At 34.7% G+C, this 14,429-nt stretch carries 16 protein-coding genes and 2 pseudogenes; 6 read left to right on the top strand and 12 right to left on the bottom strand.

Features of this window, described 5'->3' with window-relative positions:
* Positions 1 to 221 precede the first annotated feature (221 nt).
* Positions 222 to 1,475: an AbiH family protein gene (locus tag NQ550_RS08835; RefSeq protein WP_025580425.1), complete on the bottom strand. Its 1,254-nt coding sequence runs from the start codon at positions 1,473 to 1,475 to the stop codon at positions 222 to 224.
* Positions 1,476 to 1,686: 211 nt separating this feature from the next.
* Positions 1,687 to 2,940, bottom strand: a complete 1,254-nt coding sequence (locus NQ550_RS08830; RefSeq protein WP_025580423.1) for an AAA family ATPase — start codon at positions 2,938 to 2,940, stop codon at positions 1,687 to 1,689.
* Positions 2,941 to 3,093: 153 nt separating this feature from the next.
* On the opposite strand from NQ550_RS08830, the gene NQ550_RS08825 reads away from it, so the two are divergent.
* Genes NQ550_RS08825 through NQ550_RS08810 form a run of 4 tightly spaced genes read left to right on the top strand, consistent with a single transcriptional unit; the run spans position 3,094 to position 5,040 of the window.
* Positions 3,094 to 3,426, top strand: a complete 333-nt coding sequence (locus NQ550_RS08825) for a hypothetical protein (protein ID WP_259839867.1) — start codon at positions 3,094 to 3,096, stop codon at positions 3,424 to 3,426.
* Between the two features lie 33 nt (positions 3,427 to 3,459).
* Positions 3,460 to 4,008: a hypothetical protein gene (locus NQ550_RS08820; protein ID WP_259839865.1), complete on the top strand. Its 549-nt coding sequence runs from the start codon at positions 3,460 to 3,462 to the stop codon at positions 4,006 to 4,008.
* Between the two features lie 16 nt (positions 4,009 to 4,024).
* Positions 4,025 to 4,663, top strand: a complete 639-nt coding sequence (locus NQ550_RS08815; RefSeq protein ID WP_259839862.1) for a Mu transposase domain-containing protein — start codon at positions 4,025 to 4,027, stop codon at positions 4,661 to 4,663.
* Positions 4,660 to 5,040: an ATP-binding protein gene (locus NQ550_RS08810; RefSeq protein WP_259839860.1), complete on the top strand. Its 381-nt coding sequence runs from the start codon at positions 4,660 to 4,662 to the stop codon at positions 5,038 to 5,040. Before NQ550_RS08815 ends, NQ550_RS08810 begins: the two co-directional genes overlap by 4 nt.
* A 31-nt stretch (positions 5,041 to 5,071) precedes the next feature.
* Here NQ550_RS08810 and NQ550_RS08805 read toward each other — a convergent pair whose 3' ends face one another.
* Both NQ550_RS08805 and NQ550_RS08800 read right to left on the bottom strand, forming a co-directional pair.
* Positions 5,072 to 5,935, bottom strand: a complete 864-nt coding sequence (locus tag NQ550_RS08805) for an IS3 family transposase (protein WP_259838605.1) — start codon at positions 5,933 to 5,935, stop codon at positions 5,072 to 5,074.
* 56 nt (positions 5,936 to 5,991) lie between these two features.
* On the bottom strand, positions 5,992 to 6,285 hold the full coding sequence (locus NQ550_RS08800) for a transposase (protein ID WP_025581345.1): 294 nt from the start codon (positions 6,283 to 6,285) through the stop codon (positions 5,992 to 5,994).
* Positions 6,286 to 6,375: 90 nt separating this feature from the next.
* Here NQ550_RS08800 and NQ550_RS08795 point away from each other — a divergent pair.
* A pseudogene (locus NQ550_RS08795) lies at positions 6,376 to 6,792 on the top strand (ATP-binding protein); the annotation flags it as partial.
* A gap of 568 nt (positions 6,793 to 7,360) precedes the next feature.
* Here NQ550_RS08795 and NQ550_RS08790 read toward each other — a convergent pair.
* Positions 7,361 to 7,777 carry a hypothetical protein gene (locus tag NQ550_RS08790; RefSeq protein ID WP_044996945.1) on the bottom strand — a complete coding sequence of 139 codons (417 nt, stop codon included), beginning with the start codon at positions 7,775 to 7,777 and terminating at the stop codon, positions 7,361 to 7,363.
* A gap of 163 nt (positions 7,778 to 7,940) precedes the next feature.
* Here NQ550_RS08790 and NQ550_RS08785 point away from each other — a divergent pair, with 163 nt between their 5' ends.
* Positions 7,941 to 8,645, top strand: a complete 705-nt coding sequence (locus tag NQ550_RS08785; protein ID WP_226840140.1) for a PD-(D/E)XK nuclease family transposase — start codon at positions 7,941 to 7,943, stop codon at positions 8,643 to 8,645.
* A 308-nt stretch (positions 8,646 to 8,953) separates the two neighbouring features.
* Here the strand turns inward: NQ550_RS08785 and NQ550_RS22540 are convergent.
* The 7 genes and pseudogenes from NQ550_RS22540 to NQ550_RS08750 form a co-directional block, all read right to left on the bottom strand.
* Positions 8,954 to 9,204: pseudogene (locus NQ550_RS22540) on the bottom strand (sugar transferase).
* Positions 9,205 to 9,308: 104 nt separating this feature from the next.
* A complete protein-coding gene (locus tag NQ550_RS08775) occupies positions 9,309 to 9,758 on the bottom strand; it encodes a PX domain-containing protein (RefSeq protein WP_025581163.1) in 450 nt (149 codons plus the stop codon).
* Entirely contained in the window at positions 9,755 to 10,225 is a 471-nt protein-coding gene (locus NQ550_RS08770; protein WP_025581164.1) for a hypothetical protein, read from the bottom strand. Before NQ550_RS08770 ends, NQ550_RS08775 begins: the two co-directional genes overlap by 4 nt.
* Positions 10,226 to 10,553: 328 nt before the next feature.
* Positions 10,554 to 11,783: an HNH endonuclease gene (locus NQ550_RS08765; RefSeq protein ID WP_081703341.1), complete on the bottom strand. Its 1,230-nt coding sequence runs from the start codon at positions 11,781 to 11,783 to the stop codon at positions 10,554 to 10,556.
* A 394-nt stretch (positions 11,784 to 12,177) separates the two neighbouring features.
* Positions 12,178 to 12,771, bottom strand: coding sequence for a hypothetical protein (locus NQ550_RS08760; RefSeq protein WP_172730366.1), 594 nt, complete (start codon positions 12,769 to 12,771; stop codon positions 12,178 to 12,180).
* 191 nt (positions 12,772 to 12,962) lie between these two features.
* On the bottom strand, positions 12,963 to 13,787 hold the full coding sequence (locus NQ550_RS08755) for a transposase (RefSeq protein WP_259839844.1): 825 nt from the start codon (positions 13,785 to 13,787) through the stop codon (positions 12,963 to 12,965).
* The gene (locus NQ550_RS08750; RefSeq protein WP_259839841.1) at positions 13,769 to 14,242 is read right to left on the bottom strand and encodes a hypothetical protein; all 474 of its coding nucleotides are present in this window, start codon (positions 14,240 to 14,242) and stop codon (positions 13,769 to 13,771) included. Before NQ550_RS08750 ends, NQ550_RS08755 begins: the two co-directional genes overlap by 19 nt.
* Positions 14,243 to 14,429: the final 187 nt, after the last annotated feature.

Here is a 14,429-nt window from a genome sequence, read left to right as displayed (position 1 = left end):
GGGAAATTAAATAACCGAACGGTTAACGATTTTTCTCAGATATATGTCTTAATATAGCAGATATACTACCGATTGTCAATCATTGACAAGACATTTCTTCATCTCTTTCTCCATCGTGCATACTAACAATATCTGTCTTATCCACATATATTCTGGAATTCAGAGCAAACTGAAATGCACTATTGTCTGGATTCACAAATCTTCCCATGCTTTATTCTTTTTTATTTTTCCCTCATGGAATCAGATTCCAATGTGCACGTATTTATCTTTTGAAACACTATTGTTTTATTTTTCCCACCCGTTCTCTTTACCAATTCATCCTGCCCTATAATTTTTATCAGATTGATAATCTTCTTTTTATAATCCTCTTTATCAGTGTAAAAAATTATTATCTTAACATTTTCGTTTAAAATAAATTTTTTTAATATATCCTTATCCGTAATATCTAATGAATGTCCAAATATAAAAACTTTATGGTACTTAACTACTCTGTGATGCTTTTTAACTATTCCATTCTCTTTAACGATTGCTGATATTTCATATATTTTTTTCTCAGACTGAATTTCCTCAAGCCAGCCTTCATATAACCCCCCTGTTTCCTTATGTATTCTTTGAAAAAATTTCTTAAATTCTATAAATTCGAGGTCTTTATCTCTCGCATCTCCTTCCAGATATTCATCAATTCCAAGCACCATATTTGTAGATTGGATATCATTCCTTAAATCAGCTTTTCCATGCACATAATCAAACTCCAAAAACGGATGTTCTCCGTATATCCTCTGATATGCACATGTATAGTTGAACGATAAAATTTTGTCCAAATATGGCAAGTTTTTTATATCTGACAGTCCATTTCCCAGCATAAAATTGCTAATATAATCTGAGAGATAAATTTCAAGTGCACGTGTAAGTTTATTCAGATCTTCCAGAAGTTTCTGTTTCCAAAAGTCAATTTCTTCTTTTTTCCAGACATGGGTCGCCATTCCTGATGAACTATCCATCTTTTCCACAAATAGTGCAAGAACGTTTAATTGCCTTTGTGAAAGCACCGTTCCTACGCCTCCCTTTTGTATGGTCTCTTGTATATCCCTGCTTACACTGTTGAATGTCTGTATAATCAGGGAAATTTCACTTTCAAAGTCAATCCACCCGTCTTTCCCTTTTTGCTCTCTGCTTTTATACACCTCTGAAAAATATTTAATCCATGCATTATCCTTGCACAAATCACTTAACTCATGAATTGTTTTTCTTGATTGATCATATAAATACTGATCAAATTCAGAATCTTGTTTGCTATTAAATAGGTCTGTAAAATACTTATAGCAATGGATATCCTCTCCCGCAATCAGTTCTAATCTTGAACTTTCTTGTGCCTTATGCTTGTAAAAAAAATCTATAAACTTCAAAAAATCCGCATATTTCGTGGGCAAACCATGTGCCAAATCAAATCCATTTCCTATTATTAAAATATTCATCCTTTGTCCTTTACTGGGTATGGATTTCTCCTTCCTCTTTTCTCTCTCATTTACATAATGACATAATCCAATTACATTCTGTTCATTAATCTTTTATTGGCAGTCGTATACCAAAAACATATACAAATTTTTATTTATCACTAAGTAATTAGCTATTTCTGCATACAGCCTTTTTAATTCTTCACAGACTTCATCTGGTATTTTCCCTCGTTCAAGCTTTATCATCTGCTTCAATCATCTCCATATCCAATTTTAAAATCTTGCTTTCATGGCTGCCTGGACTCACCATTTCTTTTAATTCTTTATAAAGTGTTTTGGCTTTTTCATAGTTCTCATCATCCATAGCAGATGAAAATTCTTCCAGATACTGATTAAAAATAGCGGTTTTAGGTTCTACACCCATCTTGTGTTCCTGAATAGCTTCTATACTCCAACCTTTATAGCTGCCTTCTTCTCCTGCGTACTGCATCGTTTTAATATCAAATAACTCTTCTGCATTTAATGACTGAATAACAAATGGTGAATGCGTTGATACAATAAACTGGCAATTAGGAAATGTCCTCTTTAAATCATCAACTATTTCTTTCTGCCACTTTGGGTGTAAATGCAAATCTAGTTCATCTATCAAAATAACAGCATCTTCCTCTAATGGATTTTGAGAATCCGGATTCGCCATGGACAATCTTTTTGCAATATCTGCAATAACTGATAAGACTGCTTTATACCCTCCGCTTAACTGATCAATCTGAAGATCTACCCCATCTGCATTCGTCATCACCATTCTGGCCGGTGCCAACTCGATTCTTAAATTGGAATAGCCCTTTATCATTCTTTCCAGAGCTGTTCTGACACAATTTAATTTAGGATTTTTATATTCTGGATTCTCTCGGAGTCCCCGAAGTTCAATATCTTCTTCTGTCTTAAACCAATCATAAAAATCTCTAAAATAATTAACGTTATCAAAACAATTTCTGAGTGCATCTGTTACCTGAAAGTTTTTTATATGACCTCTCTGTGGCACTTCTCGTATAATCCTATCTGTTCCATAGTAAAGAATTAACGGCAACTTTCTCTCTTCAACACATTGAGAATATTTTGCCTTTAATTCTTTTAAAGACTTGACATCTTCAACTTTTACATCTCCATTATTTTCAAACGGCTGCTGTGATGAAAGTCTACGTCTATTTGTCCAGACATATTTTTCACCATCCAATGTTATCCCCAATGTAACTGTTGTGCCATTGGCTCCATTTCTTATATCCTTATTTGCCAGATCACATTCTTTCATTGCTTCTACATTAATTGTTCTCAATACCGGTACAAATCCTTTTGTGATTCCCTCCAGGATTGTTGTCTTTCCGCTAGCATTATCACCAATCAACGCAACAAAATTCTTATTTTTAAACCTGATTCTTTGTTTTTGAATACCTCTAAAATTCGTTAATTCTATAAAATCGACCTTCACTGTGCAAATTCTGCTCGAACGGTACGCCTATTCTGAAATCGGCGGTACATTCATTCTGATTTAGCGGTACGCGTTTTCTGCTCAAAGCGGTACGTTTTTCCTTTATTATTGTGATGTAACTATTATTCATCACAGTGCAAAGGAGAAACTATTATGCACGACTACAATACTATTCTTGGAGTCATAGAACTTCGGCTCAGTAAAGTCAGTTATGACTCTGTACAAAAACGTTACCGGATCGAACGGAGCGGGATTGCATTAATCATGAACCGCTACAAAGATTCAGGCTTATCATTGGATAATCTTCGGCAAATGCCAGCCTCAAAGGTGGTTGATCTCATCTATCCAAAAGAAAACCTTCGACATAAGGATATCCAACTGCCTGATTTTGAAAAAATACATGAGCAGATGATCCAAATGGGAAAACATGCTGACTTGAGTTTTCTATGGATTGATTATAAAAAAGAGCATCCTAACGGTTACTAGCTTGCTCAGTTTTATAAGCTGTATCGTGATTTTATGGTAGATACTTATGGTACTTCAAAAACATCTATGCCTGTGGAACGGATCCCTGGTGAAAAGATGTATATTGACTGGGTAGGCGACCAGCCGGAACTGCTATTGGACACAACAACTGGCGAACTTCGGAAAGTTCACATTTTTACAACTACACTTGGTTTTAGCAGTCTTGTTTATGCAGAGATCTTTCCGGATGAAAAACTTCCACATTTTATTACCGGTACAGTACATGCACTGTCTTATTATGGGGCAGTTCCTAAATATCTTGTCCCGGACAATCTAAGAACAGCTGTTACCAGGCATAGTAAAGATAAACTTGTGCTGCAGTCAGCTTTTTCAGATCTGGAAACTTTTTATGATACGATCGTTCTGCCGCCGCCACCAAGGAAACCGAAAGGCAAACCAACAGTTGAAAATCATGTGCGTTTCTTGGAGACGCATCTGGTAGAAGAGTTAAAGAAAGATACTTATATCTCTCTGGAAGCTCTGAATGCTGCGGTCAAAAAGATCGTAGCGGACATCAACCAGTCCTTTCCAGAAAAAATCTGACATTCGGAAATCCCGCATGAATGGATTTGAAAAGTACGACAAACCGCGTATGAACCAGCTTCCAGGCGAAAGTTACACACTTTGTGATTATAAATACTTTCTTAAAGTTCCAGATAATTACCACCTTGAGTATGATGCCCACTACTATTCTGTATTGTATACCAATAAAGGGAAGCCTGCAATTCTTAAGGCTACAATGACGGAGATACGGATCTGTGATGAGTATAACCGGCTGATCTGCCGCCATCCAAGATCTTACCGTGATTTTCCTCTTTACATTACAGATGACAATCACATGCCTCCAGAACACCTGTATTACAAAGAAGTGAATGCACATGACGGAGCTTATTACAGACGATGGGCATCTGTTTATGGAGAATCTATGGTAACTCTTATTGACAGGATACTCCGCAGTTCCAAGCATGAGGAACAGGCATACAACAGCTGTGCCGGTGTACTCCATTCCTGTAAAGATGTTCCTCACAGACTGATTCAGGAGGCTGCTGAGAAATGCGTAGAAGCCAATGCTTGCAAGTATTCCTATTTCAAGAAAGTACTTAGCATGGTTCAGAATAATCATTCCAGCAGCGCTATAAACGGAACCGGAAAACTTCCTTCCCATACAAACATCCGTGGAAAGGAGGCATACAAATGAGTTCATCCCATGACATTACATTAACACCTCAGGAACAGGCTCTGATCATGCGTCTGAAGAGTTTCCGTGTTCCAGAAATGGCACATATCCTGGAAGAACAGTTGAAAGATCCCAATGCAGATCTGAACACTTTTATGGAACGCATGGCATCAATGGTTGATGCAGAGTGGCAGGCACGGGCAGATAAACGCTTTAATCGTCTGATGAAAGAAGCGCATCTGCGATACCCGGCGGCGGATCTGGACGATACTATTTACCGTCCAGAACGTCAGCTTGATACCCAGACAATAGAGCGACTGAGTACCTGCCATTGGATAGAGGAAGGAAAGAATCTCATTGTAACAGGTGGTCTTATGTCAAGAAAAAGTACAAATTAAATACAACCAATTTTCTCTTTTTATGTAATTGTTAACTTGCTAAGCTTGTTACAGTCGTTTCCAGATTTTTTAGATATTGTTCCTCATATTCATTTGGAGATAAATATCCACAATGACTATGAATACGGACGGTGTTGTAGAACGTCTCGATATATTCAAAAATCAATTTATATGCATGAGTATAATTGAAAATTTTGAAACGATTAATCCACTCTCGTTTTAAAAGGGCATGGAACGATTCTATGCAAGCATTGTCCCAAGGATAAGCCTTCTTGGAATAGCTGTGAATCATTCCTTCCGTTGCCTTGTGAAATGCTTCTGATACATATTGACATCCTCTGTCACAATGAAAAATAAGCGGATTTTCAATATGTCTGGACTGTTTTGCCTTTTCAATACATTTTACTACATGAGATGCCTCCAGCGTCTCACTTAGTACCCAGGAAATGATTTTTCTGGAATATAGATCCATAATACTGGTAAGATATACAAATCCTTCATATGTCCAAATATAAGTGATATCTGAGCACCATACAGCATCTGGATGTTCTGGATTAAATTTTTCGTTCAAAATATTTTTTAGTTTCTGGCTTAGATCAGAATCAATGGTTGTTTGAGTATACGGTTTGATCCATTGCGCTTTTATTCCCATTTGACGCATATAATTTCCCACTGTTTTTTCAGTAATAGTTTCTCCGGATTTCCGCAATTCAGCTGCAATTTTAGGAGCACCATAGTTTTGATGTGAATCATCATAAATCTTTTGGATTTTTTCTTTTAAAACAGTTCGACGAATAGACGTGTCCGAAGGAACCCGCTTCTTCCATGCATTATAACCAGATCGTGAAACGTCCAATTTTTTCAGTATCCCGCTGACAGAAACTTGACGTTTCACAGGCAGGTTGTTAATTTCTTCTACATATTTAGATGTAGCAGCGTAAAGAGTTTTTGTCATTTTCCCAGAATACCGATTGCTTTTTTTAACACTTCAAGTGCATCCTTTGTATCGCGTAATTCTCGTTGCAGACGTGCGATTTCTTTTGCTTCATCACTTGCGTAATTGCCTGAACCACGAGTAGGAACAGTTCCTTCATGTTCCTTTGCTGATTTCATCCAAGTCTTTAGTGCTGATTCACTAATTCCAAGATTTTCAGCACACTTACGAAGCGCAATCTCAGGATGCTCCAACCGATATCTTACTGCATCTTCCTTAAACTCTTGTGAATACCTTGTACCTCTTGCCATAACCATTCTCCTCTCTTGATCTATGACTATCATATAATATTTATTGAAAATGGTCATGTTTATTTTGTACTATTTATATTCTAACATCAAGGATCTTCCGCCAGTGGAAAAACTTATCTAATCAATGCTTTTTGTGTAACTGCAATGAAGCAGTCTAAGAGTGTAAAGTATATAAAAGCGAACACTCTTATGAGCGAAATGGAACAGGCACGTATCAAATCCACAAATCTGGATTACCTGAATAAGCTGACCAAGCTGGATCTTCTTGTGATCGATGATTTTGGCCTTATGGATCTCGATCTTGATAAATGCCGGGATCTTTTTGAAGTCCTTGACACCAGGGATGGAAGGAAATCAACTGTAGTCATCTCACAGTTTCCAGTCAGTACATGGTTTGATATGTTTGCCGATAACACCTACGCCGATGCGTGTCTTACACGAATCACGGATAAGCACCATACGTATCGTCTGGAGATGAACGGTATAAATATGCGTGAAACAGAATGATGTAATCTAGCGGTACTTCGTACCGTTAAAAATGGAATAGCCGTTCCGCAGTAGCGGAACTGGCGTTCCGTTTAAGCGTAATTTGCATTCACTGCGTCACCTTCTTTGTCTAATATATATTGATTATATCTTACCCTTTGCCTACCTGCAAGGTTTTACTATTCTTATCTAAGGTTTTCATTCGACACATTCACTAATAGTTGTGTATATTTTTTCAGATTCGTTGCTTGTCATCTCCTGCAAATCCAAATAAAATAAAATTTTTTCACTTAAAAAGGCCCTGTGTTCAAACAGAGCCTTTTAACATTTTCTTTCAAGAATTTCTCTCTAGCCAGCTTGCGGTAAATGTAAAACCCATATTAAGCTACTAAGATACTGCTTTCTGGCACAACATCTTACTTTAATGCTTAACAGACACTCTTGTTGTCTGTTGTTAACATAATATTACTATTCTAATATAAATATATCAACTTGATTTTTGCAAATCCTTTTCTTTGTTATTACCTCACTTTTTCTAATTCATCACACAAAGCAAGCAAAATCAAAAATACTCCCTCAGAATAAAAACCTATACTAAATCCACAGATCTTTGAAATAACCCGACTCGTTTTTTATAATCGCAAACATAGCTTGGCAATACATTCTTTGCTAGCAAATTATTATAACGAAAAACACAACAAATACCTTTATCAACTCTTTGGTCATATAACTCATATACTAATTGTATTGTTTCGTCATCTGAATAAAAGTCTCCTGGGATCTCTTTATGTATTACAATTTTAACTGGATACTCTGCTTCTATTGCTTCTACACATTTTTTAAAACCAAAAATCGGATGAATTTCTATTTGTAAATCATTAATTTCATTCAACATCTCTTTAACTGTTGGATGAATATTAAGGTAATCCCTCTCTATATTTCCCCTTGATTCTTCATCGGTATTTGGCTTTTTAAAATTGAGGTATTGAGGATTACTATTTGTCATGTTAAAATAAAGATATAGAAATTCATGTTCACTATATCCCATTTTAAAGGAAAGCAGGTGGTGTTTTCACAATGAATAATACAGAAGAAGCACTAGATTTTGAACAAAACATAAAGAAGATCTACAACGCCTTAGAGGTTTCCGCCTTTTAGACGATGATTTTATGAGTAAAGTTTTTGAAGATAAGACATGTGCTGAATTTCTACTTCAAATCATTTTGCAAAGGCATGACCTTAAAGTACAGTCTGTGCAGGGACAATATGATATAAAAAATTTACAGGGACGTTCTGTTCGCCTGGATATATTAGCTGTCGATACCAATAACCGCACTTATAATATAGAAATCCAAAGAAGTGATCGTGGTGCCGGTGCAAAACGTGCAAGATATAATAGCAGTCTTATAGATGCCAATATCACTGAAGCTGGCGATAAATATGATGCCCTCACTGAAACCTATGTGATTTTTATTACCGAAAATGATGTATTAAAAGCCGGGCTTCCAATTTATCATGTTGACCGCATCATCCAGGAAACCGGCGAACCATTTGGTGATGAAGCTCATATTATTTATGTAAATTCCCAAATTAAAAATGAAACCGAACTCGGAAAACTAATGCACGATTTTTCCTGTACTGATCCGAAAGATATGTATTATAAAATACTTGCTGACAGGGTACGTTATTTTAAAGAAGATGAGGAAGGAGTTTTGACTATGTGCAGAGAAATGGAAAATATGCGAAAAGCTGAACGCATTGAAATTGCTAAGCGTATGCTGGCTTCCGGTAAACTCACTTACGAAGATATTGCCGCTTTTACAGACCTGACCTTAGAAGAAATCAAAGCTCTGGCTGTACAGAAGACCGCATAACGAGACAAAAATGACTCCCCATGAAACACACTACATGTCATGTGGGAGTCTTTTATGTTACCATAGCAATTTTAATGTTATGTTCTTCTCTGACACAGTTCTACTCCAAATAATCTTGTGGAAATTTTGCTTTTGATAATATATTCTCATAACAATCAGGATTTTCTTTCACATACTCATTCATATCACTATCACTCGCAAAACATAAAATAGCAGTAAATGGTTTTTGACCTTTGTCTTTTGTGCCTAAGATAACCTTTGTCTTATTATCTAAAATTTCATATGATTCTCCACTTCCGGTCTTTCACTCACATCGACCCTTCATGCCTCAAAACCGAAGCCACCGTCTTAATCAAAATCTTAATATCCAATCCAAAGTTCCAATTCGCAATATACTTCATATCCAGTTTCACAACTTCCTCGAAATCCGTAATATCGCTTCTCCCCTCACCTGCCACATACCAGTAATCCCTGGTTTTATCGCAAGTCGTGCTCGATGATGCAGTTCATACTTATCCCATTCATCCAGTGTCGGTGGTCTTGTGCCTACCAGTGACATGTCTCCTCCTTATGTCAAGTCAGGAACAACTTTAGAGTACAAAAAAAGCCTCTGATTACTCAGAAACCCTTTTCACTAAACTAGCTTTTGCAAACACAAAATATCTATTCTGTTTTATCATCAAGCACCTTATCCATAAAACTATATAGCACATCCGGATAACAGTATTTTTCTTCAAGATAATTTTCTACCAGTAATTTTAATTTTTCCATTTCCTCTTGCATTGATTCTGTATATCCTAATAAGCTATTAAGTGGTAATACACTATTGATTTTCACCATCAACCCTATCGTATTATCCAAAGAAGAGGCTGCTTGTGGATCTCCATGATAGATTTCAAATAAAAAAACAAATCCTTCTCCTGATTGTAAAAAATAAGATTTTGACTCTTTTATAGAATTTGTCATATAATCAAAATCGCCTCGTCCATTTTCCAGTTCTTCTAAAATATCTCTTCTATTTTTAAAAGAAGAAAATGGTTTCCAATCCAATTTTCCTTCTCTTGTTTGTTCTATTAATCCTCTAATAAAACCTTCCACATGATCTCCCATCATAATGCATATTCTCCTTTTTTCAATATATTCAAAATATCAGAAACTATTACATCAAATTTTTGAGAATCTTCTAAATTATCTTTTTTCTGCCCATTTAGCTCTTTCGATATTTTCATCAATTCTTCACGCTTCTCATTAATACAATCCATATCTTTTTTTGATATAACTCGATCATATCCCCGCAAATCATTAAGATTTGCCAATACATCATTGCATAAAGAATATGTTACAACTCCCTCATCTGCTACAACCTTTCTTTTCAATTCTAATTTTTTTATGCAGCTTTCTTTATATTTATTAAAACGATCTTTATCTATAGCTTTTACTTCTGCTTCTTTTATATCTCTTTCAATTCTTCTTGCTGATCGCATTGTCTTTACAGTTATAATCAAGCTAATTATCCCTATTATCAAAGAAATAATTCCGACTATATTACCCGTTAGAGAATCCTTCAATACTACTATCAATTTCTACTTACCTCTCTTTACATTTACATAAGCAAAAATTTATCTTTATCCGATGTTCCATCTATATATTCTATTTTTTTCGTTGCAGCAAATTTTTTTCATAATTTCTGTCAACCCTTTATTTATCTTTTATTACTACAATCTTACAATACTTTTTACATAACTCAAGCTCTTATGCCAAAATATGTACTCTAAAATATGCTTATTGCTGAATTTTTCAAAACTACATTTAATAATGCACATTCATTATCCTAGATAACATTAAAAAATCTTAAAATATTTTATTATCGAAACAAAAATCTTTATTATCACTGGATACATAAACATCTTATACTTCTATTTTATCAATTTTAGTAAGAAAAGCATCCATTCTCTTAAATTTTTTCATAGTATATGAGTAAATATTTATTTTTCTTTTTTTGACAAGCATATTTATAAGTAACGGATATGATACCACTTCGCTATATCCTTCTTTGATTATTTTGGTTACTTGTCTAAAAGTATTATCTTTTAATTTATCATCTGCATCAAAATATAGTAACAAACTTTCCAAATAAAATCCCATCAAATCATAAAAACTAGAGCTTTTTTCTTTTCTTTCCATTTCTTTGAACTTATCAACCTGGAAATAATCCATTCCTAATTTATCAGAAATTACATCGGACATATTCTTCTTTAATGACTCTTTTTGTATTGCTACTTCCACACGCTTCTTTAAAATATTTATCTCCATACAAGGTTTCACATTAAAATACATTGCATATGTAAGTATATCCTTAGGTCTTCTTATGTAAAATTGTGGGTTTTTTCTGTCTAATTTTTGCAAAAGCTGCAAGTAGTTTTCCGAAATATATATATTATTATCCCATTCTTCTGACAAAAGTACATAATACTGAAATGTATTAAACAAATCCACATAACACCAAAGCATATTTTCTTGGCTGAATAAGATTAAATTATGATAAAACTCCATATTAGTTTCTAATTCAAGATAAGTATCTATTGGATTTAATGCAATAAACGGTATAAGCGGAAACTTAAAAGAAATTTTTTCAATATCCTCATTCTTCTTATTTATTTCAACACCTTTTCTTAATATTTCAAAATCTACTCCCTTTTCTATCGCAAAATTAAAAGCTATTTTTGCAATTCCGTTTTTGAAAGAATTGTTTTCAATATTAAAATCATATGATATAATTTTAAAATCTAATTTAGAAGCATCACACTTCATCTTTTTACTTAATTCAGGACATCCTACTACTTTTCCATTCTTTATTTGAACATTATAAATTTCATTATCATATTGGGCTTTTCCTGTACAAAGCGGATGTGATTTAGTATTATTTGTCTTGGCAAAATGTTCAATATGGCTAATTATTGGATTAAAAATTTTTGTAAAAGGAGCATCAATATATTTACTAATATAATTATTACATTTATCACAACATATATCTTCAGACTCATATAATCCACCAATAGCATTTTGAATAATATGTTCTTTACTTCTTGTAACAATTACCTTTCCACAATAAACACACTTTTCTCTTTTCGACATCATATTTCTCCTGATTATAGAACACTGTTTCAATAATAAATGATTATTAAAGTGGGATTTAGAGGTACGGCCTCTGGGCACAAATTCATTTATATAACGCTACCTCGTTCTTATGATTGTTTATTTCATGCAGTCATCTGGCTACAAATCCCACATGTACCCGTAGTGTATCCCATCAGCATCCACACATACATTGCCAATCCAGTTTTCATAATCACTCCTCCGTCAATTTTTATATTTTCCACAAGATGTCTTCCTTTGAATGTAACCTTCATGCAACTCAACCAAATTCCAAGTATAGCAATAAATGGCTTAAATGAAACCTATTGTCTTTAATAATAACATTAATAAAAATTTTTAGCAAGAATTGTGCTACATTAAATAACCCCACACAAAGTCATTTATCTTCGTCTTTTTCATCGTCTACCTTTTCTTTAATAGCCCAACTTTCATCTAAAAAATTAGGTATATCTTCTGGTTTTACAGCCTCATAATCCATTCCAAACATATTATCGACACTCAAATGTCCAAATGTAGGAAGCCCATTTGCTTCCTGACTCACTTTTTCAATCATCTTATTATTTTTTAATTCTTCTTCTATTGTCTTAGAAAAATAGATATTTTCTGTATGCTCAAATATTAAATAATTTATATACTGTAATACTTTTTCCCGTGAAGTAGTATTTATTTGATGTCGTAATCTTCGATAAATCTTATCCCTCTTATGATAAAATGCCAATACAACACTTTTTTCCTCCAACGGTAATACCGCTATATGAACATATTGCATCCTCACAGATTTATCCATGTTACCCACGTCATTAAGTATATCACCTTCCATATCATATGGTAATACCATGGCACTCTGAGTTGCTATTGGTACTTTATATGGCAGAACCTCCCAAAACAAAATCTGGTATCCGCCTTCCTTATTATTATTTGCTATATCCTGATGAAACAATACTTCTTCTTGATATTCTTTTTGATCCAATACTTCATAGGGTCAGACCCCAATGTGGTCAACCTAGCGTCAACTTAGGGGCATATTAGCGAATAGCCTCCAATGCAAACTACAAAACAAATCGGTTTATGCTAGAAAACAGTTGCTGTTTTGTTGGAAACTAGAAGATTTATAAAAATGACCGCACTTAAATAAGCCTATTGATGAATGCTGGCTCTATTTTAAAAAGAAGCTTTTTTATTTCGAAAATGTGAACGTCCCTTGGATTTCAATTTCTTCCTTGGAAACGACCTGCCGGGCAGGAGCTGTGATCTGCAGCGTACAGCATCTGTATATAACTGTTCAATAATTGAAAGCTCAAACAGTCCGCAGAGTATTTTGGGAACAATACTTTTGATCCGTCCAATGATAAATGCACGATTGGCCTGATAACGGAACTTATTTGTGCTTTTGGCAGAAATCTGTATTTCCTCATCTGCTTCATTTTTTATAAGGGAGGCCAGATTCGATAAAAGCATATTTATATAAAATTCCTGCTGTATAGACACTGCAGTAGCACCGGAAAACTCTTCCATGGCAAAGCGGCTTTTTAGTTCTTTGTACTTAAGTTCTACAGGCCATCTGTAGAAGTAAAGTTCCCGGAACATATCTTTTGTAACAGCAGGATCAAACAGGTTTGTTGCAAGATATTCTTTTGTGCCATCATCAAGCGGAATCTCAAGGACACGTATAGGTACATCGGAAGTACCTTCTTTTGAAGTTCCCTGAAGAATGGAAATCATATCACCATTGCATTTTTTAGATAAATTGATTCCCTCTTTCAGTCTCATAACACAGAGATGCCCATGCTCTACACAGTAGCGGAACATATCTTCTGAATAATAACCTCTGTCAAAAATAATAATACTGTTGTTATATAGTCCCATATCTTCAAGAACTTTAAGATGTTCTAATGCAGCTGCTCGTTCAGAGGAAAGAAATTTATGGATAGATGCATGAAGGATATAATCATCCAGAACATCATAAATTATGGAAGCCAGTCCCATGGTATAACGTCGGTTTGGATCAGGATAGTGGACATTTCACCAAAGAAATCAAAAGTTGATTTTGAATTCGGAAGTTCGATCCTGGAACCATCTACTGCAAAAAGATGATAACCCTGCCACAGCTTTCTTGAAGGGATCTGGCTGTAAAACAGATCAACAGAAAGATAATAAAGTTCCTTAAACAGTGAAGGATTAATGAACTGTCTGGCTTTGGAAAGTGCCTGTTTTGAAACATCCGGAAAAGAAAGTGTGCCAAGTTCTTCTCTGATCTGTGAAAGATTCTGGAACATGGAAGCTTTTGAAGAAAAGAACAGATAAATAATAACTTGCAAAAGTGAAAGTTTTCTTCGCCGTACAAAATGTTTTTCCACCCGATGGGGTTCCAGTTTAACTTGATCTGTGATATAATCTTTAATGGATTGGACGATATTTTTACAAATATTAGTTCGATTCATATGGCATACCTCCTACGTATTGGAATAGATAAATATTTCGCCGGTAACGTAATATTGCTTAATCTATAAACCACATATTTAGGAGGATATGTCAAGATATTTATATAAAAAAATCCAGAATATAAGCCCAGAATCGTTGAATTTTCAGCATTCTGGGCTTAAGTTGACCACATTGGGGTCAGACCCC

The organism is Blautia wexlerae DSM 19850, assembly GCF_025148125.1.
Classification (GTDB): domain Bacteria; phylum Bacillota; class Clostridia; order Lachnospirales; family Lachnospiraceae; genus Blautia_A; species Blautia_A wexlerae.
Note: the sequence above shows the minus strand (reverse complement) of the source record. Positions and strands in the feature narration are given on the sequence as shown.

Bases quoted from the DNA above. Each gene is read 5' to 3' on its own strand.
- NQ550_RS08835 (WP_025580425.1), bottom strand. From the start codon at position 1,475: ATGAATATTTTAATAATAGGAAATGGATTTGATTTGGCACATGGTTTG.
- NQ550_RS08825 (WP_259839867.1), top strand. From the start codon at position 3,094: ATGCACGACTACAATACTATTCTTGGAGTCATAGAACTTCGGCTCAGT.
- NQ550_RS08820 (WP_259839865.1), top strand. From the start codon at position 3,460: ATGGTAGATACTTATGGTACTTCAAAAACATCTATGCCTGTGGAACGG.
- NQ550_RS08815 (WP_259839862.1), top strand. From the start codon at position 4,025: ATGAATGGATTTGAAAAGTACGACAAACCGCGTATGAACCAGCTTCCA.
- NQ550_RS08810 (WP_259839860.1), top strand. From the start codon at position 4,660: ATGAGTTCATCCCATGACATTACATTAACACCTCAGGAACAGGCTCTG.
- NQ550_RS08800 (WP_025581345.1), bottom strand. From the start codon at position 6,285: ATGGCAAGAGGTACAAGGTATTCACAAGAGTTTAAGGAAGATGCAGTA.
- NQ550_RS08790 (WP_044996945.1), bottom strand. From the start codon at position 7,777: ATGACAAATAGTAATCCTCAATACCTCAATTTTAAAAAGCCAAATACC.
- NQ550_RS08785 (WP_226840140.1), top strand. From the start codon at position 7,941: ATGAGTAAAGTTTTTGAAGATAAGACATGTGCTGAATTTCTACTTCAA.
- NQ550_RS08775 (WP_025581163.1), bottom strand. From the start codon at position 9,758: ATGATGGGAGATCATGTGGAAGGTTTTATTAGAGGATTAATAGAACAA.
- NQ550_RS08765 (WP_081703341.1), bottom strand. From the start codon at position 11,783: ATGATGTCGAAAAGAGAAAAGTGTGTTTATTGTGGAAAGGTAATTGTT.
- NQ550_RS08755 (WP_259839844.1), bottom strand. From the start codon at position 13,787: ATGGGACTGGCTTCCATAATTTATGATGTTCTGGATGATTATATCCTT.
- NQ550_RS08750 (WP_259839841.1), bottom strand. From the start codon at position 14,242: ATGAATCGAACTAATATTTGTAAAAATATCGTCCAATCCATTAAAGAT.